We start from the raw sequence: 21,319 nt of genomic DNA, 5'->3' as shown, positions 1-21,319 counted from the left end.
ATCACCTCTCGCGTACGAGTTCGAGAACAGTGATCTCCGGCGGGGCGCCGACGCGTACCGGCGGACCCCAAGCCCCGGCGCCACGCGTCGTGTACAGCACTGTGTTTCCGACCCTGTCCAAGCCTTGCACCGAAGGCTGCTGCAGCGGAACGAGATACCGCAGCGGCCACATCTGACCGCCGTGAGTGTGCCCGGACAGTTGCAGATCGATACCCATCTCGGATGCCTCGATCGCTTGACGCGGTTCGTGCGCGAGAAGCAAGGCGAAAGTATTCGGATCGCGACCTGCGAGCGCGGCAGTCAGGTTCGGCTCGTACGGGGCCGGCGACGTGTAGTCGTGGATGCCCACGATGTCGATGGTATCGCCGCCATGCTGGATCGAGGTGCGGCTGTTGCGAAGTGTGGTGATCCCCAATGTCTCCCACACGTCGAGCCATTTGCCGCCGTCGTCGGCGTAGAACTCGTGGTTTCCGCTGACTCCGAAGATTCCGTCGGGCGCCCGAAGATCGGCGAGCGGAGCAAGATCGGGAGCAACTTTCGCGACGGTTCCGTCTACGAGGTCGCCGCCGATCGCGATCAGATCGACATTCTGCGAGTTCACGATATCGACCACCTTGCGGGTGAAGTCGACCCCGCGGGCCGGTCCCACGTGCAGGTCGGTGATCAAGGCGATCCGGTATCCGTTGAAGCCCTCAGGTAGGCGAGCGAGCGGCACGCGGACGCGGGAAATCTTGGGGCCCGACGCCTCGTAGACGCCGTAGCCGGCGGTGCCGATCGCCGCGAGAGTGACTGCTGCCGTAGCCAACTGCAACGTACGACGCTTGGCTGGGTCGACTTCGGTCGTGGTATCCGTGTGGCGTGCACGTAGTCGACCGATCCCGGCGAACAGGCCGATCACGAGCAGTCCGGGAATCAGATACAGCCACGAAGCCAGCCAGACCCATCCGACAAATCCGATCGGTCGCGCCCACGATGTCGGAAAGACTTCGCCGCTGCCGACCCCGATGAGCGTCGAGACCGCCAAGACGACAAGCGCAGTGTCGGCGAGACGAGCCCATCGCCTCGGGATGCCGGTGGCGCGAACGAGTCGGCGATGCAGGAACCAGGTCAGAAGGGCGAGAAGGACTGCAAAAACCGCGACGCGCCCCATCAGGACAGCATCTTGGTCACTGCGGCCGCGAGAGCGGGGTCGGACGTCGAATCGACCCGAACCAATGTTCCGCCCGTCCGATCCGAGACGTCTTGGAGTGTGGAGACGTCGTCGCCCGCACCGACGACGATCACGTCGACCTGTACCGGACGCGACGGATTGCCCGCAGCGGCGATCGCGCTGAGCAGTTCGGCTCGCGTCGTGGCGGATTCGTCAGGCGTACTCGAGGTGATCAGCAGCACCGAGTTGACTCGCCCCGCGTCGAAACCGTCCACGGCGGCTTTGTAGGAGCTGGCAAGCGCCGGGTATTTGGAGGTCTTTCCGCCGGCCCGAAGCCCGTTGAGGAAATCGGTGATCGTGGCACGCCGATTCGGCTCGGACAGTGAACCGCCCGGAACCAGGATGCGCTCGGACGGTTTTCCGTCGGTGCCCGTGCTGAACTCGCGAAGGCCGATGTCCGAAGCGTCAGGGCTGCGACCCAATTGGGTGTTCACCGCCGAGGCAACGTTCGCCAAGCGGGTAGTGCCACCGTCGTCGGTACCCATCGACGCCGACGTGTCCATCAGGATGGTGGCACTACGCGGCGAGACCGGGTTGGCGACTATGTCACCGAGCGCCGCTGCGGTCTCCGCCGAAGCCGGTTTCAAAGTGGACGAGATCTTGGCCGGGGACACCGCCCCGAGATCGGGAAGGTCTTGGCCCTCGACCCGGAAACCGGCGCCGACGAACAACTGTGACTGATTCGGCTCACGCATGAAATCGGCAAACTGTGCCGCTGCGCGCGACGCGGTTTCGTCGATCCCGCTGCCCGAGACGATGACCGCCGGATAGTCCGCGACTGGCGTTGCGCCGGCGGGGGAGTACGTCGTCATCGCCGCGTTCGCGCTCTGCGCTATCGACTGTTCCGTGGCCGGAACGGCTTTCACCGAATCCGGTGTTCCGGCGCTCAGTGCTCCGAGGGCTTCGGCGGTGGACGAGGGGGGAGTCGGCAAGGATTGGAACTGCAACGCCCGTGCACTGAGCGCAGCGTTGACCTGCGCGGACTTCGCCTGATCCGTCGTGACCGGTCCGGCACCCGCATCGGCGACGTCGGCAGCGATCGCCTGTGCAGCCATCGAGGTTTCGGTACTTCCGACCGGCAGGGCGACCGTCAGATCGGAAGGCAAAGACTTCCAACTCGATGCTGCGCCGGCCAATGCTGCCGCGGTCTCGGGACCGGCTGCCAGAACGATCGGGGAACTCGCGAGCGAGCGAGGATCACCGTTGATCACGGCCTTGCCCGACAGTGGCGCGAGTTCGAACGAACTCGTCGGGATCCACAGGGAGGGACGTGGTCCCAATGCTGCGTCGTCCCAGGGGGCCGCCGGACCGGCTTCGAGTGCCGTCGAGACCGACGCGGACGGCGCACCGTGCACCACGACGGCGATGCAGTGATCACGCACCACCGGCGAGGTCTGGGTGTACCGCTTCGCCAGTTCCTCGACCTGTGGGGCTATGGACGGATCCGCGGTGACGTCGAGTGTCTTGTTGCCCTCGACGCACGTACCGGCTGCCTGCTGTCCCTGATCGTCGATCCGGTTGCTGAGGGCCTTCCATCCGAAGAAGCCTGCCACGATCAAGACGATCAGCACGACGACGAGAATCGGCCCCTTACTGATACCTCTGGCGCCTGACCCGCCGCGATGTTCGCCCACGTACCTTGCCCTACCTTGGTCACTCGAAGAATGTCTGTTGAACGGACTGTGTCCTCGGCCAGTCTAGTGACGAAACTTCGGGGCCTACGCGAACAGCCTCGACACCGGGAGCGGTGCCGAGGCTGTTCGGGTTCAGCTTCGAGTTCGAAGAAGGTGAAATCAGGCGTTGGCGGCCTTGTACTCGCGGCGGCGGCGATGCAGGATCGGCTCCGTGTATCCGCTGGGCTGCTTCGCGCCTTCGAGGATGAGTTCCTTGGCAGCCTGGAACGCGATGTTGGAATCGAAATCAGGTGCCATGTTGCGGTACTCGGCGTCGCCCTCGTTCTGACGGTCGACAACCGGGGCCATGCGCTCGAGTGCACTGACAACGTCGCTCTCGCTGACGATGCCGTGACGCAGCCAGTTGGCGAGTAGCTGGCTCGAGATGCGCAGCGTGGCGCGATCCTCCATGAGCGCGACATCGTGGATGTCGGGAACCTTGGAGCAGCCAACGCCCGCGTCGATCCAACGGACCACGTAGCCGAGGATGGACTGGCAGTTGTTGTCGAGCTCTTCCTTCTTCTCCGCGTCCGTCCAGTCGGTGCTGGGAGCGAGCGGGATGGTCAGGATGTCGTCGACGCTCGCACGCGGCTTTCCCTTCAGGCTGTCCTGAACAGCGAACACGTCGACGCGGTGGTAGTGCGTCGCGTGCAGCGTTGCGCCGGTCGGCGAAGGTACCCATGCGGTGTTGGCGCCGGCCTTGGGGTGACCGATCTTCTGCTCGAGCATGTCTGCCATCAACTCGGTCATGGCCCACATGCCCTTGCCGATCTGAGCCTTGCCCTGCAGACCGCAGGCCAGACCGGTGTCGACGTTCCAGTCCTCGTACGCACCGATCCACTTCTGCTTCTTCATCTCGGCCTTGCGGACCATCGCGCCGGCTTCCATGGAGGTGTGGATCTCGTCGCCGGTGCGGTCGAGGAAGCCGGTGTTGATGAACACCACGCGGTCGACGGCTTCCTTGATGCAGGCAGCGAGGTTGACCGTCGTACGACGCTCCTCGTCCATGATGCCGACCTTGAGCGTGTTCTCCGGAAGCCCGAGGACCTGCTCGACACGGCCGAACAGTTCGGTGGTGAAGGCAACTTCCTCGGGACCGTGCTGCTTGGGCTTGACGATGTAGATCGAGCCGGTGCGGCTGTTGTCGAGCGGTCCGTTGGCGTCACTGATCGAGAGGCCGTGCACTGCACAGGCACTGGTGATCAAGGCGTCGAGGATGCCCTCGGGGACCTCGTTGCCGTCGGCGTCGAGGATCGCGGGGTTGGTCATGAGGTGACCGACGTTGCGGACGAACAGGAGCGAACGACCGTGCAGGCTGAGTTCGCTGCCGTCGACTGCGGTGTACTTACGGTCGCCGTTGAGCGTGCGGGTGAAGGACTTGGCGCCCTTCTTGATCTCCTCGGACAAGTCACCACGGTTGAGACCCAACCAGTTTCGGTAGCCGACAACCTTGTCGTCGGCGTCGACAGCGGCGACCGAGTCCTCGAAGTCCATGATCGTGGTGACGGCGGATTCGAGAACGACGTCCTTGACGCCGGCGGCGTCGGTGCTGCCGATCGGGGACGAGGCGTCGATCTGGATCTCGGCGTGCAATCCGTTGTTCAGCAGCAGGATGCTCGTCGGTGCGTCCTTCTCGCCGAGGTAGCCGACGAACTTCTCCGGCTGGGCGAGCGTGGTGACAGTACCGTCTGCCAACGTGATCTTCAGTTCACTGCCGTCGACAACGTACTTGGTTGAATCTGCATGCGATCCCGACGCGAGAGGTGCTGCCGCATCGAGGAATTCACGCGCCCAGGCGATGACCTTGTCGCCGCGGACCTTGTTGTAGCCGGAACCCTTCTCGGCGCCGTTCTCCTCGGAGATGGCGTTGGTGCCGTACAGCGCGTCGTACAACGAACCCCAGCGGGCGTTGGACGCGTTGAGTGCGAAGCGCGCGTTGAGGATCGGCACGACCAACTGCGGGCCGGCCGTCGAGGTGATCTCGGTGTCGACGTTCGCGGTGGTGACCGAGAATTCGGCAGGCGTCGGCAGGAGGTAGCCGATTTCCTGCAGGAACGCCTTGTATGCAGCGGCGTCGATGGGAGCGCCGGCGTGATCGCGATGCCACTGATCGATCTGAGCCTGCAGATCGTCACGCTTGGCAAGCAAGTCGCGGTTCTTCGGTGCGAGCTCGGTGATGACCTTGTCGGCGCCGGCCCAGAACGTTTCGGCGTCTACACCGGTGCCGGGAAGAGCCTCCTCGACCACGAAGTCGTAGAGAACCTTGGCAACCTGAAGACTGCCGACCTGAACGCGCTCAGTCATGAATAGCCTCACTTTTCCGAAAGCGGAGCATCACATATGGATGCCATGAACCAACATCAATGTTACCTGGGAGTATTCCCACCGCTGTCCGCGCCCTGAGCTGCGATAATCGGGCGCGAAGAGCTGAAACGATCAAGTGAAATTCGTTCTGTCTAGAGTTTGCGCGCGGAAATCTCGAAACCAGCCGCGCGTAGACGCTCGACCAGGACGTCGCCGAGCGCTGTCGCTGGAGTCAAAACGCCGGTGGCCGGGGGAAGAGCCTTTTGGTCCTTCGCCAACGACAACGCAGATTCGCCGAGCATTACCGCCGTCGCGCTGTATCCCGGGTCGCCCTTCGCCTTCACTCGTGAGGTGTATCGGGCGCCGGTCGTGGTCGTGGTGAACACGTCGAGCGTGAAGTGTCCCTTCTTCTGGGTGCTCTCGCTCGGACCTTCACCGGGAGCCGGCAATACCTTGTCGAGAAGGAAGCGCGTCGGGGGAAGGGCGAGTCCGGCGACCAGCGCACCGAGGCCGACCGCCACGCCGCCCGCAATCACCGGTGACACCACCGAAGAGCCGACACTCATCACCTCGCTGTACTTGAACTTCTTGCCGTACGCCCACTCTCGGAGCGCATTGCTGCGACGGACGACTCGTGTGTTGTACGACGCCATCACGAACGGCGCTTTCCACCCCTTCAGCGAAGGATCGATCTTCTTGCCGTCGACCACGCTCACGTCGCTCTGGCGTCCGAGTTCGGGCTCCCGATCACGATCGGGGCTCAGCGAGTACGGCGAGGCAGCAAGTTTCCGCAGGCGCGCATCGTCTTTCGACACGTCGATCTGGTTGCGAAGCGAATCGATGGTGCCACCGCTCACGCCGCCGCGCAGGGCCGTGACCACCAGGGTGGTGTCGGTGAGCTCGCCGGCGCCGTCGGCGGCGACCTTCTCGTGCAGGACGTGAACTCCGAGATCGGAAGGGATGGAATCGAATCCGCAGGAATGGACGATCTTGGCACCGGTCGAGACCGCCAGCTCATGGTTGTCGTCGATGCTCTCGCGGTGGAACAGCACCTCACCGGTCAGGTCGACGTAATGAGTTCCGGCGGAGGCGCATTCGTGAACAAGGGCGTGGCCGTACTTGGCATACGGGCCGACCGTGGTGGCGACGACCCGGGTTCGCTGGGCGAGTGCCCTCAGCGCCGTGGCGTCGTCGGCTTCGGCGATGATCAGGGGGAGATCGGCAGCGGCAGTACCCAGATCGGCGCGAGTGGCTGCCAACTTCTCGAGGGAGCGGCCACCGAGGCCGATCTTCGTGCCTTCGGGAGCATGTTTGACGAGGTAGTCGGCGAGAAGCTTACCGACGAAGCCGCTCGCTCCGTAGACGATGATGTCGAGTTCTCGGGCGGGCGAGGTTCCAGTCATGGAGCCAGCCTACAAACGAGTAGTCGAAAGTGATGTGACCGCGGTCACTCGGCGGGGAGGGGCTCCTTCACGACGAGGATCGGAGCCTCGACTTCGAGCAACAGGCGTTGCAGCGGGCGTTCGAGCAGGAACTTGCCGATGGGGGACATCCGGCGTGTTCCGACGATCAGGAGATCGACACCCGCGCCGTGGACCAGGTCGACGAGCGCGGTAACCGGATCGCCGTCGTGCTCTGTGGTGCGCAGATCCCACTTCGTCTCCGAGAATCCACCGGCGTCGAGCGCTGACTGGATCTCGCCGCGAAGAGCGGCCCGATCGTCCTCGGTATCTCCGAGGTTGACCGTGCCTCCGATGTTGACGTCGTCCAGGACGTGCAGAACCAGCAGTTCCTCGCTTCGACCCACGGATTCCCGTGCAGCGGCCACGATTGCGGCACGGCCTTCCGGGCTGTCCTTGTGTACGACGGCGATCGTCATGGTTCCTCCGAGTCGGTGAGCAGTGTCGGCTCCATTATCGCCTGCAATGCTGTGCTCTACCTGAAATGAGCTACTCGACACGGGGGTTCGGGGGTGACGAGATCGCCACATCGGGGCGGCTGGGTGCTGCCCATCACGAATGCGGCGTGCTGCCGATCACCACGGCGAGGGTTTGTAGTCCTTGAGGAAGCAGCCGTGCAGGTCGACGCCCAGTTCACCCTGAACGATGGGGTCGTAGACGCGGGCGGCACCGTCGACGAGGTCGAGTGGTGCGTGAAAACCTTCGTCGGCCAACCGCATCTTGGTGAAGTGTGGGCGTTCGTCGGTGATCCAGCCGGTGTCGACGGCGGTCATGAGGATGCCGTCGTCGAGCATTTCCTTGGAGCTGGTGCGGGTCAGCATGTTCAGTGCTGCCTTGGCCATGTTGGTGTGCGGGTGGCCAGGGCCCTTGTACGCGCGGCTGAACTGGCCTTCCATGGCGGAAACGTTCACGACGTACTTGCGTCGCGCAGCGGACGCAGCCATCGACGGGCGCAAGCGCGAAACGAGGATGAAGGGCGCGACCGAGTTGCAGAGCTGGACTTCGAGAAGCTCGATCGGATCGACCTCTTCGACGGTCTGAACCCAGCTGTTGGTGTGCGCGAGGTCGGGCAGCAGCCCGCCCGCGTCGATGGCGATGCCCTGCTCGATGCGATCGGGTGACGCCGACTTGGCGACGAGGGCGAGTGAACTGACCGCGTCGGCGGACAGATTTCCGGAGGTGATGCTTGCGACGTCCGACAGCGATCCGGCCAGAGCCGCGGGGTGGGCGTCGCTCGTCTTGCCGAAAGTCAGGACATCAGGCAGTTCACCGGCGGGAAGCGCACCGGACTCGGCGTCGACCAGAGCGCCGTAGGCACCGGGGGAGCGTCGGACGGTTTGCGCGGCGTTGTTGATGAGGATGTCGAGTGGACCCTGTGCGGCAACGGAATCCGCGAGTGCAACAACCTGGGCGGGGTCGCGGAGGTCGATGCCGACGATGCGCAGACGGTGAATCCAGTCGTTGCTGTCTTCCATCGCTTTGAATCGGCGGATCGCGTCGTTGGGGAATCGCGTCGTGATGGTCAGATGTGCGCCGTCACGCAGCAGGCGCAACGCGATGTACATGCCGATCTTCGCGCGGCCGCCGGTCAGAAGTGCGCGTCGGCCGGTGAGATCAGTGCTGGCATCACGTTTGCTGCGGCTGGTGGCAGCGCAATCGGGGCACAGTTGGTGGTAGAAGGCGTCGACTGCGGTGTAGCGCTGCTTGCAGATGTAGCACGGCCGCGCCTTGATGAGCGTGCCGGCGGAAGCGCCCGCGGTGTTCGACTTGATCGGAATGCCTGCGGTCTCGTCGTCGATGCGATCGGGTGAACCGGTGGCAGTCGCAGCGACCACTCGGCGGTCGGCTTCGTTGACGGCTGCGCGCGAGGCGAGGCGACGCTTCTTCTTGAGTCGCTTGAACAGATGGCCGACAGCGCGCTGCATGGTGATCGAATCGGGATGCTCGTCGTCGAGTTCGGCGGCTTCGGAAAGGACCTTCAGGCAGATTTCGAGTTCCGCGGGGTCGAGTCCGGTGAGTTCGGCTCGAGCAGATTCTGAATCGGCTGTTTCCAGCGAATCTGCCTGCAGTGCATCCGACTTCTTGGTGTCTGTATCCACTTCGAACTTCTGTTCCATCTCGATCGCCGCTCGCGCGGACTGTTCCCTGGTGCGGGAACTTCGCCAATTACGAGAAAAGCTCCGGTTCGATGAACCGGAGCTTTTCCTGTCTGTCTCAACACAGAGTGTCCGAGGGGGGACTTGAACCCCCACGTCCGTTAATAGGACACTAGCACCTCAAGCTAGCGCGTCTGCCATTCCGCCACTCGGACTCGGCCCCGATTTCTCGGTGCTGGGAAAGAGTATCCGATTAGGTGAGCTGCCCCAAATCGCCAGGTTGCGGGGCATTCCGGTCGCCCGCGTCGTTTGATTCGATGGTAGGAAAGTGGAATGACCACAACCCCGAATAATCCGAATCCGAGCAGAGCCGAAGCAGAAGTAGTCGAACTGGTCAGTTCCCTCATCCGCTTCGACACCTCGAACACGGGAGAACTCGAAACCACCAAAGGCGAGCGTGCGTGCGCGGAGTGGGTTGCCGCGCAGCTTCAAGAAGTCGGTTACGAGACGGAATACGTCGAGTCCGGAGCACCCGGCCGAGGCAATGTCTTTGCTCGCTTGAAGGGAGCCGAGTCGGGTCGTGGTGCGTTGATGCTTCACGGTCACCTCGACGTAGTTCCGGCCGAGCCCGCCGACTGGAGCGTCCATCCCTTTGCCGGCACCGTCCAGGACGGTTACGTCTGGGGGCGCGGCGCCGTGGACATGAAGGACATGGTCGGGATGATCCTGGCCCTCGCCAGACAGTTCAAGGCGGAAGGCGTCGTACCGCCGCGTGATCTGGTGTTCGCTTTCGTGGCGGACGAGGAAGCGGGCGGAAAGTACGGATGCCAGTGGCTGGTCGAGCACCGCCCGGATCTGTTCGAGGGAGTGACCGAGGCCGTGGGTGAGGTCGGCGGTTTCTCGCTGACGGTTCCGCGGCCTGACGGAACCGACCGCCGGCTCTACCTCGTGGAGACTGCGGAAAAGGGCCTCGGTTGGATGCGTCTGACTGCCAAGGGACGCGCCGGACACGGCTCCTTCCTCCACGACGACAACGCAGTCGCGACACTCGCCGGCGCGGTCTCGAGGCTTGCTGCCCACCAGTTCCCGATCGTGATCTCGGATTCGGTCGCGGAGTTCCTGACCGCCGTCGGCGAGGAGACCGGATTGGACTTCGATCCGGGATCACCCGACATCGACGGGACTCTCGCGAAGCTGGGCACGATCGCCAACATCATCGGCGCGACGTTCCGTGACACGGCGAACCCGACGATGCTCAAGGCCGGATACAAGGCGAACGTCATTCCGCAGACGGCCGAGGCGGTCTTCGACTGCCGCGTGCTGCCGGGACGTCAGGCCGAATTCGAGCGAACGGTGGACCAACTGATCGGTCCCGACGTGACCCGCGAGTGGATCACCAAGCTGGATTCGTACGAAACAACGTTCGACGGCCACCTCGTAGACGCCATGAACGAGGCGATCCTCGCCCACGATCCGGAGGCTCGCACAGTTCCGTACATGCTCTCCGGCGGAACCGACGCGAAGGCATTCGCGAAACTGGGCATTCGCTGCTTCGGCTTCGCACCTTTGCAGTTGCCGCCCGAGCTGGATTTCAGCGCGCTGTTCCACGGCGTCGACGAGCGAGTTCCGGTGGACGCACTACTGTTCGGGACACGTGTTCTGGAACATTTCCTGCTCAATTCCTGACGAGCACGTAGATAGATCCGTGAGCTCGACGCACATCGAGCTCTCTTGTCACAGAAAGGATTCGCATGGCGCACGATCCGTACGAACCATTGCCGAAGTTGCCGAGTTTCGAGCTGACCAGTGACGACATCACTGCGGGCCAGCCGCTGAAGCTTGCTCAGGCCAGTGGAGCCTTCGGTGTCCCCGGTGGCGAAGACATCTCACCGCAGCTCTCGTGGTCCGGCTTTCCGGCCGAGACGAAGAGCTTCGTGGTGACGGTGTTCGATCCGGACGCACCGACTGCGTCGGGGTTCTGGCACTGGGCCGTGGCGAACATCCCCGCTTCCGTCACCGAGCTCCCGGCCGGTGCCGGCGCGGCGGACAGCGATGTCCTGCCCGCCGGAACCGTCACCCTCCGCCACGACGGTGGTGGGTTCGGTTTCATCGGTGCAGGCCCGCCTCCCGGGCACGGTCCGCATCGCTACATCGTCGCGGTGCATGCCCTCGACGTGGAGACGCTCGACGGAGTCACCCCTGATTCGTCGCCGGCGTTCCTCGGTTTCAACGTGTTCCATCACGCGATTGCGCGTGCAACCCTGACCGGGACGTTCGAGGTCGAATAGTCACTTTGCTGTGCGCCTTTCTTCACCGCGGGCGGTTAATAAAGGCGCACAGCAGTTTCTAGCGAGGGTTCTCAGCTCCCACAGCCTGGGCAATTGACGAGAAGCCGGCTGCGCGGACGCGCTTGGCTATCCCCTTGTGGATGCTGCGAGCCCAGAACGGTCCGCCGTAGATGAAGCCGGTGTATCCCTGCACCAGTGTCGCGCCGGCGAGGATCCGTTCCCACGCCTGATCGGCCGTCTCGATACCGCCGACCGAGATGATGGTCATCTTGTCGCCCACTCGGACGTACAGGCGCCGAAGTACTTCGAGTGAGCGCTCGGCGACCGGTGCACCGGACAGCCCGCCTGCGCCGAGTGCAGCTACCTCGGCGTCCGGGGTCTTCAAACCGTCGCGACGGATCGTGGTGTTGGTCGCGACGATTCCGGCAAGCCCGAGTTCGATTGCCAGATCGGCGACCGCGTCGACGTCCTCGTCCGAGAGGTCGGGCGCGATCTTCACCAGTACCGGCACGCTGACGGTGTCGAGCACGGCCTGCAGGATCGGGCGCAGTGATTCGACGGCCTGCAGATCACGGAGTCCGGGCGTGTTCGGCGAGCTGACATTCACGACCATGAAGTCGGCCAGCGGACCCAGAAGCTGCGCGCTGGCGGTGTAGTCGGCAGCGGCGTCGGCGGCTTCGACGATCTTGGTCTTGCCGATGTTGGCACCGATCGGCACCGTGACGCGGCGTTGTCGCAGGAAATTCGCCGCGTGACCAGCGCCGTGGTTGTTGAAGCCCATCCGGTTGATCAGAGCGCGGTCGGCCGGAAGACGGAAGAGACGCGGCGCGGGGTTACCGGGCTGAGCCTGGGCCGTCACTGTTCCGACCTCGGCGAAACCGAATCCCAACGGGCCCCAGGCGTCGACGCCGGTGGCGTCCTTGTCGAATCCTGCGGCGAGGCCGAGAGGTGCCGGGAACGTCAGACCGAATGCCTGACTCCGCAGAACCGGGTCGTCGACGACAAGGACTTTTGCGACCAGCCAGCGAAGGGGAGTGAACCGTGTCACCAGTTTCATCGCGGTGAAGGCAATGTGGTGGATGCGTTCCGGTGGGACCCGGAACATCAGGCTCAGCAGCAGTTGGTACACGATTCTCCAGCTCTTCGATGGTGTGATTTTGTCAGCGGTTTCGACAGCGGCGGGCCCTGGTCGTCTGTTGGACGATCAGTGCTGAATGCCGTCCGGATCGGTCACGTGCAGCGGCGTCTTCTTTCGCTTGAGGAGCACGCGACGACTGCCGTCGGGGTAGAGACGGACTCGGGAGAGTTCCCATCCGCCGAACTCGGCGGAGATCGCCAGGCGCATCGACGCCGTGACCCGCGAAACGTTCGGCGGTAGCCGGAGCGGCACGTAGTCGAACTTGTCGTCCGACGTCTCCCACTGCACGGGGATCCCGCGCGTACGCTTTTCCATCAGTTCTCCCGTGACGGGATGACCTGCAGCCCGTCACCGGTTGCCGATCCGACGATCAGATTGCCGTTGGAAGAGTCTACGGCTAACGAATTCGGCTGTCGCACCGTCTTGAACCGTCCGGTCTCCACGGGGATGCCGGACGACAGATCGAAGCCGACCACTTCATTGGTCGCGGTCAGTGTCACCCACACCCGATCCGCGGTCTCGTCGTAGGCAACGGCGTACGGCGACTCGCCGACGGGGTAGCGCTGGTGCATCAGGAGCGGATCGGCAGTGAAGACGAGCAGTTCGTTGCCGGTGGTGTCGGTGACCAGAATGCGTCCGAAGCGATCGGTGGCCAGATGAGTTGCGCCCTCACCGGCGCGGAGAGCGACGCCGAGTTTGCCGTCTTCGAGGTTGATCGCCGTCAACGAGGTCTGACGGTGATCGAGGGCGCTCAGGTTGTCGCCGGTGACCGCGAGTTCGTCGACGGATGCGAATCCCGAAACCGTCTGTGACTGATCGGTCTTCGGGTCGACGATGTGAACTGAACCATTGTCCGTGCCGATCGCGATGCGGCCGTCGTTGAGTTCGACCGCTGAATTCGCCTGCCCGTCTACCGGGATGGACGTCTGTTCGCCCGAAGTCAGATTCAGCTTCACTACCTGGCGATCCATCGACAGAAGAGCGCTACCGTCAGAGCCGATCGAAACGTCGCGTACGTCGGAATCCAGGGCTGTTGGACGACCTGCGGAGGCGGGGTCGGCGCCGGCCAAACTGTCCGAAGGAACGACCAGCACCGAACGGGGGTCGTTGGCAACCACTACAGCGCTGCGCGTGATCGGGTCGAATGTGATGGAATCGATCAGACCTGAATACGGGTGAACCACGCCGTCCGGGGTACTGGTGGTGGCCGGTGAGACCGCTGCCGTTGCGGGATCGATCGTGATGAGGTCGTCTCCGCCATCTCCGGAAGAACATCCTGTGACCAGAAGAACCGCCGCCCCCATTGCTGCTGCAGTGGTGCGGATCCCTAGGCGAGCCATGTGTAGTTCCTCTTTTTCTTGTCATCTGTTCTTCACGCAGTGCGACTGTCATCGATCATCCCTGATCGCAGTCGGGCGCCGTTCATCGCGTCGAGGAACTACCGACCATTCCGCTCACACCCCTGACGCGATACCGTACGAACAGCGGTTGCGGTTGACGCTGCAATCACCGAGGAGATCATTGTGATTCCCACAGAACCCACTGATTCCGGCGCGCAGTCGCCCGAACCGGCGCGGCCGGGCTTCGAGATCGAGGACCTCACCGTCGGCGCTCACGCACACGGTTTCGGCAGGTCCGACGGTCGAACTTTCGCGTTCCGCGTACGAAAGAGCATGCTGTTCGTCGAGGTATACGGCGAATACTGCGAGCACAGTGTGCCGACCCCTGCAGACGTTGTCGCCACCGCGGAGCGATCGGTGACCGACATCGATCTGACCGACGAGCGAAGCATCGCCGGTGTGGTCCGCGACGCAGTTCTGTCCACGGAGGCTGATTGGTCACAGCCCGGTCCCGGTGACGGAGTTCGTGAGGGCGACGGCCGCAGCCTGCCGACGGTGAGAGCCGTCCTGAACAGGCTGGGATCGATCATCGATTCTGTTCGGTGAATTCTCGGCGCGGGATGACCAGCGTTGCTCCGGTTGTCGGATGCGGGAACACCTCGACCGGATAACCGTAGACGCGGGTCAGAAGCTCTTCGTGCAACACCGATTCCGGGGGACCGTCAGCGGCGATGCGGCCGTTTTCGAGCACGACGATCCGATCCGCGTACGCCGCTGCCAACGCGAGGTCGTGCAAAACGACGACGACGGCATCGCCGTCCGCAGCGCGAGCGCGCGCCACGGACATCACCGCCTCCTGGTGTCCGAGATCGAGAGCTGCAGTCGGCTCGTCCAGCAGGATGGTCGACGTTTCCTGTGCCAGTACCCGGGCCAGCGCGACCCGCGCCTGCTCGCCGCCGGACAGCACGGCGAACGGCCGATTGGCGAACCCCTCGACATCGCAGGTCTTCATCGCCGCGGTGATAGCAGCGCCGTCGCGGTCTTCTCGGCGAGTTCCGGTCCATGGCGCACGTCCCATACGAACCACCTGGCGAGCGCTGAACGAAAATCCGATGGTGTGTTTCTGGGGGAGCACCGCGCGTCGGCGCGCCATGTCGATCGGCGACCACTGAGTGAGGTCGGTGCCGTCAACGTCCACCCGCCCAGCGATGACGGGCTGATCACCGGCCAACGCCGCAAGAAGAGTCGACTTACCGGCGCCGTTCGGTCCGACGAGAACGACTAGCTCGCCTGCCCGGACTTCGATGGACACGCCTTCCAGAATCTGCCGACCACCGCGTTCGACGGTGATGTCGCGCGCCTCGAGGGTGACATCACCGACGGCTGGGCTCTTCGGTTCGGGGGTGACGCGGCCGAACAGTTCGCGCCAGTTTCTTACGAGGCTGCTCATGCCCACCCGCCCTGTTGCGCGCGCGTGCGTCGGAGAAGCCAGAAGAAGAAGGGGCCGCCCACCAGAGCGGTCAGCATTCCGAGGGGCAGGTCTGCGTTGTCGATCAGCGACCGCGAGCCCAGATCTGCGACAAGCAGAACCAGTGCGCCGGCGAGGGCGCTCGCCGGAATCAGCGCGCGGTGGCCAGGTCCGACGAGAATGCGCATCAGGTGCGGAACGACCAGACCGACGAAGAGGATGATGCCGGTGAAGGCAACACTCGCCGAGACCAAGAGAGCGACGATCAGTACCGCGAACTGGCGAAGCCGTTCGACGTTGACGCCCAGATGACGGGCCGCGTGTTCACCGAGCGCCAGCAGGTCGAGACGTGGGGCGATCATCATCGTCGCGGCGATCCCGACGACGGTCATCGGCGCCACGATCAGGACTGCGTTCCAGGAAGCGCCGTTGAGTGAGCCGAGTTGCCAGAACACGATCTGATCGCGAGCGGACGGGCTGGCGACGAAGGTGAAGAACGCGATGAGCCCGCCGGCGAACGCGTTGATCGCGACGCCCGTCAGCACCAACGTCACTACTTCGGTTCGGCCTTCGTGCCGAGCCAGCAGGTAGACCGCCGCGGTGGTGACCAGCCCGGCGACGAACGCAGCCGCAGCAACGGCCCAGCCGGCCACGAACGTTCCCCCGACGACGATGACAGCACTCGCGCCAACTGCCGCGCCCGCAGACACTCCGATCACTCCGGGTTCTGCGAGCGGATTGGAGAACACACCCTGCAGGAGCGCACCGGAACATCCCAGCGCCGCGCCGACACAGATGGCGAGCACGACGCGGGGGAATCGAACCTCCCACAAAGTCACTTCACCGCTGGGATGGGCGGGCATCGGACCGAGGTCGAGCCCGATGCGATGCAGGATGCTGCCCAAAACCTCGAGTGGCGACGTCGGAACTTGACCGATGCACGCCGACAGCACCGCGACGATCACCAGGGCGAGAGTCAAGCTGACCAGAACCGCACTCACCCGCGACCGCGACGCGGGGGCAGACGCCGACTTGTCGGCGCCCCCGACGTCGTGTGAATCCTCGGCCGACACAGTCTTACCTGCTTCGGAACTACCTGTCTCTGTACTCACGAATCAGCACTCACGAATCTTTGCTCACGATCCACCGGGCTCGTAGATCGCTTCGGCGAGTGCCGCCATGACGCGTCCGGTGTTGGGCCCGAAGCTGAGCAGTACACCGTCCGCCATGTCGACTACTCGTTTGTTCTTTCCAGCCGGCGTCTGCGCGATGCCAGGGACCTTTTCGAGGCCGTCGATTCCGCCGATCGATGCCAATCCGTCCGTCATCATCAGCAGGGCGTCAGGCGCTGCGGCGATGAGCGCTTCGCTGGTGATGGGCACGAACTGTTGTGTGATGCCCGAGGCGGTTCCTGCATCGGTGGCGCCGAGTGCCTCGATCAAGGAATCTGCTCCGGACCCTTCACCGCCGATCATGGTGATGGCCGATCCGCGCATGTAGAGGAATGCGATTTTCAGTGGATCGCCCTCGGTGGGGACCAGGTCACGAGCTCCAGCGATTTCCGATTCGGTCCGATCGACCAGCGCCGCGCCCTGGGCGGGGACGCCGAGCGCGTCGGCGACGGCCTGGAGTTGTCCTGGCACACCCTCGAGTGTTCGGGTCGGATCGAAGAAGACGACGGGAACACCGGCGGCGCGCAACTGATCCTGGACGCTCTTGGGCCCGATACTCGTGTCGGTGAGAACAACGGTGGGATTGAGGTCGAGAATTGCCTCGGTATTGAGCGATTGGCCGCCGACCGTGACAACCGGCACGTCCGCGACTGCGGGGAACTTGGCTGCGGTGTCGCGGCCGACGAGATTGTCACCGAGGCCGAGCGCCACCGTCGTCGTCGCGAGCGTCCCGTAGCGGTCGGCCGCAACGATCCGGCTGTTGTCGGTGATGGTCACGTCGACGCCGTCGAAGCTCTTCACCGTCACGGGCAGTGTCGCGGTCGGGTTGTCGGACACGGGAACCGGGCTGGAATCTTCGAGTACCGCGGTTCTGGCGCCCTGAGATGTCGTGGAATTGTCGCTGGGACCGCAAGCCACCAGACCGAAACCGGCTGCTGCGACCAGAGCCGCCGCGGCCAAGCGCTTCATCATTTGACGAGGTAGCTCTCGATGTCGCCTTCGAGGTCGGCGAACAGGTCGCCGTTGAGGCGGTATGCCAGATTCACCTCGTCGATGAAACGCTGCTGTTCCTCGGCAGGAATCTGCAGTGCATCCAGATTCGAGCGGTAGTCGTCCTTGAAAGGCTTCGGCTTGGGGATGCCTTCGAAGATGTAGAAGCGAAGTCCATCGGTCTCGAATCCGTAGGCGCGTTCGAGCATCCGGCGGATGATCTGTCCGCCCGAGAGATCGCCCATGTACCGAAGGTAGTGATGTGCGACGAAGCCGGCAGGCCAATCGAACGCCACCTCCTTCAGGCGGGCGATGTAACGCTCGGTTGCCGGCAGGGCCACGAGTTCGTCGCGCCAGTTCGGTCCGCCGAGGAACTCGAGATCGGCTTCGAGTGAAGCCACGCGCAACAGATCCTCGGACAGGAACGGGGCGACCAACTCGTTGTCGGCGTGTGTGCGGCCGGCCTCTTCGAGGCTCGTGTAGACGAGGTACGTCTGTCCCAGAAGTGCGGCGTAGCCAGCCGTGGTCAGCTCACCGCCGAGTAGTGCGCCTACGAATCGCGACTGCTCCGTCTCGCGGTGTGCTGCGTCCGTCTCGGTCTTGATTCGTTCGGAGAAGGCTGGGCCTGCGTCTGCGGAAAGGCTGTCTACGTCGAGCGTGGTCATTGATTCTCCTGAGGCTGTAGTCAAGCGTTGCCTACTAGGTTAGCCTGCCCTCGCCAACACGATACCTCCGGTATTTCGATCAGCGGGACAGATCAAGCGCTCACATCGTCGAGAGCCGCGGCAATCGCTTTCGGAAGTTCCAATTCTTCGGTTGCCAGTACTCCTGTCAACTGGGCGAGATCACGCGTGCCGACGACGGCGCTGGCCACCCCGGCGCGATCGCGCGCCCAGGCCAGTGCCACCGCCAGTGGGGAAGTACCCAGACCGTCGGCAGCGGTAACGACTGCGTCGACCACCCGGATCGAGGAATCGGTCAGATAGCTCTGCACATCCTGCGAATGTGCTTCGTCGGCGCCGCGGGAATCGACGGGAATGCCGTCGCGGTACTTGCCGGTCAGCACACCGCCCGCGAGGGGTACTGCGGCGAACACTCCGACGCCGTGATGGGCCGCCGCTGCGAACAATTCTTCCTCGACGCCGCGTGCGAGCAACGAGTACTCGGCCTGCGTCGCGGCGAGTGTTGTTGCGCCACCGGCTCCTACGGCCGTCGCGAGCTGCCAGCCGAGGTAGCCGCGAACTCCGACGTACCGCACCTTGCCGCTCGAGACGGCGTAGTCGAGGGTTGCTGCAACCTCGTCGACGGGCGTGAGCGGATCCCAGGTTGCGACCTGCCACATGTCGAGGAAGTCGGTTCCGAGTTCACGAAGAGTCGCGTCGAGCTGGCGGAGCAATCCGCGCCGCGAGCAGTCGACGCGGTCGGTGCCGATCGGTGTGGGGTCGATGCCGGCGCTCGAGCTGATGATGAGTTCGTCACGTGGAACGACGTCGTCGAGCAACTCGGCGAGGATCCGTTGCGCCGCACCGGCGCCGTAGGCGGGCGAGGTGTCGACCAGGGTTCCGCCGGCCTCGGCGAACGCAAGTAGCTGTGCAGCAGCCTCGTCGCCGTCCGTGTCGCGTCCCCATGTCAGTGTGCCGAGCCCAAGTCGCGAGACCCGAAGTCCGCTCGTTCCGACAGATCTGTGCTTCATAACCGCCTGCATCTCGCGCCCGACTCGTGTGCGCAAGTGCGGCACCCGAGAGATCTCACCACGTGCAGACTAGTAGGCGCTCGCCTCGAGTCGGGGTATTCGGACACGGACGTGCCGGGCGCGGCGCGGCGCCGTGGGCCCCGGTAGCGTGGCGCCGGTGAAACGTGAACCCGACACACGAAACCTGTGTGCAGTAACCCCATTCGAATCAGCCGGGATCGGTGAGTGATGGGCGAAGCGATGACCTGGCTCCAGGCCGTGATCCTGGGCCTCGTGCAGGGCTTGACCGAGTTCCTGCCCATCTCGTCTTCCGGACATTTGCGAATCGTGTCGGAGATATTCTTCGGCAGTGACGCCGGCGCGTCGTTCACCGCCGTGACGCAGCTCGGCACCGAGTTGGCGGTCCTGATCTACTTCGCACGCGACATCGTGAGGATCATCACTGCCTGGTTCCGAGGTGTGTTCAATGCCGAGCACCGGGGCGATCTCGATTACCGGATGGGCTGGTACGTCATCATCGGCACCATCCCGGTCGGCATCCTCGGGTTCTTCTTCAAAGACCAGATCCGTACCGGCGCACGCAATCTGTGGCTGTTTGCCACGATGTTGATCGTGTTCGCGCTCGTCATCGCTGCTGCCGAGTACTACGGACGCAAGACGCGCCCGATCGAATCGCTCACAGCACGCGACGGCATCATCATGGGTTCGGCTCAGGCGCTCGCGCTCATCCCGGGTGTCTCACGTTCGGGTGGCACGATCAGTGCCGGCCTTTTCCTCGGACTCACCCGTGAGGCCGCAGCCCGTTACTCGTTCCTGTTGGCGATTCCGGCAGTTCTCGCCTCCGGTTTGTTCAGCCTCCCGGATGCCTTCGAGCCGGCTGGTGAGGGTCTGAACGCGAGCGGTCCGCAGTTGCTGGTGGCAACCGTCATCGCCTTCGCGGTCGGTTACGCAGCGATCGCCTGGCTGCTTCGATTTGTTGTCGATCACTCCATGTACTGGTTCGTCGGATACAGAATCGCTCTCGGCGTAGTCGTCCTTGCGTTGCTGGCCACAGGGGTCGTGTCCGCGACATAGGGCCCGTTTCGACGTCGACCACCCGTCCGTGCGGCCACCGCCCCATTAGGGTTGTGGAATGACAGTTGTCCTACTGCGGCACGGGCGGTCGACGTCCAACACTGCCCATACCCTGGCCGGTCGAACGCCGGGTGTGGAACTCGACGACCACGGCCGGAAACAGGCCGAAGGCGTCGTCGATCGGCTGGTCGGTCTGGACATCGCGGAGATCGTCCGCTCGCCGCTGTTGCGGTGTGAGCAGACGGTCGGCCCCATTGCCGTCGACCGTGGTCTTACGCCGGTGGTCGAGGATCGCCTCATCGAGGTCGATTACGGCGACTGGACGGGTCGCCCGCTCAAGGAACTCTTGGAAGAACCGCTCTGGAAAGTGGTGCAGCGCCACGCTTCCGGTGCAGTGTTTCCCGGCGGTGAAGGGCTAGCCCAGGTACAGGCGCGAGCCGTTGCCGCGATCCGAGAGCACGACGCACGGCTGGCCGAAGAACACGGCAAGGACGTCGTCTGGATTGCGTGCACGCACGGTGACGTCATCAAATCGGTTCTCGCCGACGCGTTTGCGATGCATCTCGATTCGTTCCAGCGCATCGTCGCCGAGCCCGCCTCGGTCAGTGTGATTCGCTACACGGCGACACTGCCGTTCGTTCTTCGCGTCAACGACACCGGAGACGTGCTCGCCGCGATCGGTGCGGCGAAGGCCGCGACCAACGGTTCGGCTCCCGCGCAGGAGTCCGTCCCCGGCGGAGAGGTCGGTGCGTGAGCTGTGACGGATAATGGGTATTCAGTGATGTTCTGCTCGAACTCGAGGAGGTGCAATGTCGCGCGCGATTCACGTATTTCGCACTCCTGACCGATTTGTCGCAGGAACGGTGGGCGAACCCGGTGACAGGTCTTTCTATCTCCAGGCCGTGCACGAAGCACGGGTGGTGAGTGTGCTGCTCGAGAAGCAGCAGGTTCAGGTCCTCGCCGATCGCATGGGCTTACTCCTCGAAGAGGTACATCGACGCTTCGGAACCGAGGTTCCGCCACAAGCCGACGACGTCTCCGACCTCAGCCCGCTGGTCACACCGCTCGACGCGGAGTTCCGGGTCGGCACGATGGGGCTCGGTTGGGACGCCGATGCCGGCGCGGTCGTCGTGGAGCTGCTTGCCGTCAGCGAGACGGAGTTCGACGAATCGGTTGTCCTCGACGACGCCGACGACGGTCCGGACGCGGTCCGTGTGTTCCTGACTCCGGAGCAAGCGCGCGAGTTTTCGCTGCGGTCCGAACGCGTCATCGCGGCGGGACGCGCGCCGTGCCCGCTGTGTGGTGAACCGTTGGCGCCCGAGGGGCACGTCTGCATCCGCACCAATGGGTACCGACGCGGCGAGTCCTTCGGTTTCGCGATCGACGACGCAGACGACGACGAGGTCTGACGTC

Annotated in this window: 20 protein-coding genes and 1 tRNA gene; 6 read left to right on the top strand and 15 right to left on the bottom strand. The window is 64.0% G+C overall.

From position 1 onward, the window contains the following. Position 1: 1 nt before the first annotated feature. From AC1Q6C_RS16165 to AC1Q6C_RS16135, 7 genes are all read right to left on the bottom strand, one after another. Positions 2-1,150, bottom strand: a complete 1,149-nt coding sequence (locus AC1Q6C_RS16165; protein ID WP_047270501.1) for a metallophosphoesterase — start codon at positions 1,148-1,150, stop codon at positions 2-4. Further along, the gene (locus tag AC1Q6C_RS16160) at positions 1,150-2,844 is read right to left on the bottom strand and encodes a VWA domain-containing protein (protein ID WP_230358693.1); all 1,695 of its coding nucleotides are present in this window, start codon (positions 2,842-2,844) and stop codon (positions 1,150-1,152) included. The genes AC1Q6C_RS16165 and AC1Q6C_RS16160 overlap by 1 nt, the downstream gene beginning before the upstream one ends. Before the next feature lie 159 nt (positions 2,845-3,003). Continuing rightward, positions 3,004-5,187, bottom strand: coding sequence for a malate synthase G (locus AC1Q6C_RS16155; protein WP_064074336.1), 2,184 nt, complete (start codon positions 5,185-5,187; stop codon positions 3,004-3,006). A 152-nt stretch (positions 5,188-5,339) separates the two neighbouring features. Next, a complete protein-coding gene (locus AC1Q6C_RS16150) occupies positions 5,340-6,590 on the bottom strand; it encodes a saccharopine dehydrogenase family protein (protein WP_070161058.1) in 1,251 nt (416 codons plus the stop codon). 44 nt (positions 6,591-6,634) lie between these two features. Continuing rightward, positions 6,635-7,066 (bottom strand): universal stress protein, encoded by a 432-nt coding sequence (locus AC1Q6C_RS16145; RefSeq protein WP_230358692.1) that lies wholly within the window; start codon positions 7,064-7,066, stop codon positions 6,635-6,637. 156 nt (positions 7,067-7,222) lie between these two features. After that, on the bottom strand, positions 7,223-8,764 hold the full coding sequence (locus AC1Q6C_RS16140; protein WP_030537525.1) for an SDR family NAD(P)-dependent oxidoreductase: 1,542 nt from the start codon (positions 8,762-8,764) through the stop codon (positions 7,223-7,225). A gap of 108 nt (positions 8,765-8,872) precedes the next feature. Continuing rightward, positions 8,873-8,958 (bottom strand) — tRNA-Leu (locus AC1Q6C_RS16135). A 118-nt stretch (positions 8,959-9,076) separates the two neighbouring features. Between AC1Q6C_RS16135 and AC1Q6C_RS16130 the strand changes: the two genes are divergently transcribed. Both AC1Q6C_RS16130 and AC1Q6C_RS16125 read left to right on the top strand, forming a co-directional pair. Further along, on the top strand, positions 9,077-10,429 hold the full coding sequence (locus AC1Q6C_RS16130) for a M20/M25/M40 family metallo-hydrolase (RefSeq protein WP_003946170.1): 1,353 nt from the start codon (positions 9,077-9,079) through the stop codon (positions 10,427-10,429). Between the two features lie 65 nt (positions 10,430-10,494). Then, positions 10,495-11,031 carry a YbhB/YbcL family Raf kinase inhibitor-like protein gene (locus AC1Q6C_RS16125; protein ID WP_007733394.1) on the top strand — a complete coding sequence of 179 codons (537 nt, stop codon included), beginning with the start codon at positions 10,495-10,497 and terminating at the stop codon, positions 11,029-11,031. A gap of 58 nt (positions 11,032-11,089) precedes the next feature. On the opposite strand, the gene AC1Q6C_RS16120 is transcribed toward AC1Q6C_RS16125, so the two are convergent. The 3 genes from AC1Q6C_RS16120 to AC1Q6C_RS16110 form a co-directional block, all read right to left on the bottom strand. Further along, positions 11,090-12,160: a quinone-dependent dihydroorotate dehydrogenase gene (locus tag AC1Q6C_RS16120; RefSeq protein WP_230358691.1), complete on the bottom strand. Its 1,071-nt coding sequence runs from the start codon at positions 12,158-12,160 to the stop codon at positions 11,090-11,092. A gap of 75 nt (positions 12,161-12,235) precedes the next feature. Beyond that, positions 12,236-12,484 carry a DUF5703 family protein gene (locus AC1Q6C_RS16115; protein ID WP_042924722.1) on the bottom strand — a complete coding sequence of 83 codons (249 nt, stop codon included), beginning with the start codon at positions 12,482-12,484 and terminating at the stop codon, positions 12,236-12,238. Beyond that, positions 12,484-13,509: an NHL repeat-containing protein gene (locus AC1Q6C_RS16110; RefSeq protein WP_230358690.1), complete on the bottom strand. Its 1,026-nt coding sequence runs from the start codon at positions 13,507-13,509 to the stop codon at positions 12,484-12,486. The genes AC1Q6C_RS16115 and AC1Q6C_RS16110 overlap by 1 nt, the downstream gene beginning before the upstream one ends. A 183-nt stretch (positions 13,510-13,692) precedes the next feature. Here AC1Q6C_RS16110 and AC1Q6C_RS16105 point away from each other — a divergent pair, with 183 nt between their 5' ends. Continuing rightward, positions 13,693-14,115 (top strand): hypothetical protein, encoded by a 423-nt coding sequence (locus AC1Q6C_RS16105; RefSeq protein WP_007733387.1) that lies wholly within the window; start codon positions 13,693-13,695, stop codon positions 14,113-14,115. Here AC1Q6C_RS16105 and AC1Q6C_RS16100 read toward each other — a convergent pair. From AC1Q6C_RS16100 to AC1Q6C_RS16080, 5 genes are all read right to left on the bottom strand, one after another. Continuing rightward, on the bottom strand, positions 14,096-14,959 hold the full coding sequence (locus tag AC1Q6C_RS16100) for a heme ABC transporter ATP-binding protein (RefSeq protein WP_007733386.1): 864 nt from the start codon (positions 14,957-14,959) through the stop codon (positions 14,096-14,098). The genes AC1Q6C_RS16105 and AC1Q6C_RS16100 overlap by 20 nt on opposite strands. Further along, entirely contained in the window at positions 14,956-16,050 is a 1,095-nt protein-coding gene (locus AC1Q6C_RS16095) for a FecCD family ABC transporter permease (RefSeq protein ID WP_050655282.1), read from the bottom strand. Before AC1Q6C_RS16095 ends, AC1Q6C_RS16100 begins: the two co-directional genes overlap by 4 nt. A gap of 63 nt (positions 16,051-16,113) precedes the next feature. Beyond that, positions 16,114-17,121, bottom strand: a complete 1,008-nt coding sequence (locus AC1Q6C_RS16090; protein ID WP_003946195.1) for a heme/hemin ABC transporter substrate-binding protein — start codon at positions 17,119-17,121, stop codon at positions 16,114-16,116. After that, complete coding sequence (locus AC1Q6C_RS16085; RefSeq protein WP_003946162.1) at positions 17,118-17,804, bottom strand: biliverdin-producing heme oxygenase; 687 nt, start codon at positions 17,802-17,804, stop codon at positions 17,118-17,120. Before AC1Q6C_RS16085 ends, AC1Q6C_RS16090 begins: the two co-directional genes overlap by 4 nt. Positions 17,805-17,896: 92 nt before the next feature. Next, positions 17,897-18,832 (bottom strand): aldo/keto reductase, encoded by a 936-nt coding sequence (locus tag AC1Q6C_RS16080; protein ID WP_003946175.1) that lies wholly within the window; start codon positions 18,830-18,832, stop codon positions 17,897-17,899. Positions 18,833-19,060: 228 nt separating this feature from the next. On the opposite strand from AC1Q6C_RS16080, the gene AC1Q6C_RS16075 reads away from it, so the two are divergent. Genes AC1Q6C_RS16075 through AC1Q6C_RS16065 form a run of 3 tightly spaced genes read left to right on the top strand, consistent with a single transcriptional unit; the run spans position 19,061 to position 21,315 of the window. Then, a complete protein-coding gene (locus tag AC1Q6C_RS16075; protein WP_492666704.1) occupies positions 19,061-19,906 on the top strand; it encodes an undecaprenyl-diphosphate phosphatase in 846 nt (281 codons plus the stop codon). A gap of 58 nt (positions 19,907-19,964) precedes the next feature. After that, positions 19,965-20,660, top strand: a complete 696-nt coding sequence (locus tag AC1Q6C_RS16070; protein ID WP_003946173.1) for a histidine phosphatase family protein — start codon at positions 19,965-19,967, stop codon at positions 20,658-20,660. 55 nt (positions 20,661-20,715) lie between these two features. Beyond that, the gene (locus AC1Q6C_RS16065; protein WP_030537532.1) at positions 20,716-21,315 is read left to right on the top strand and encodes a DUF3090 domain-containing protein; all 600 of its coding nucleotides are present in this window, start codon (positions 20,716-20,718) and stop codon (positions 21,313-21,315) included. Positions 21,316-21,319 lie beyond the last annotated feature (4 nt).

This window comes from Rhodococcus sp. MT28, from assembly GCF_058792695.1.
This window is presented reverse-complemented; position numbering and strand designations above follow the sequence as displayed.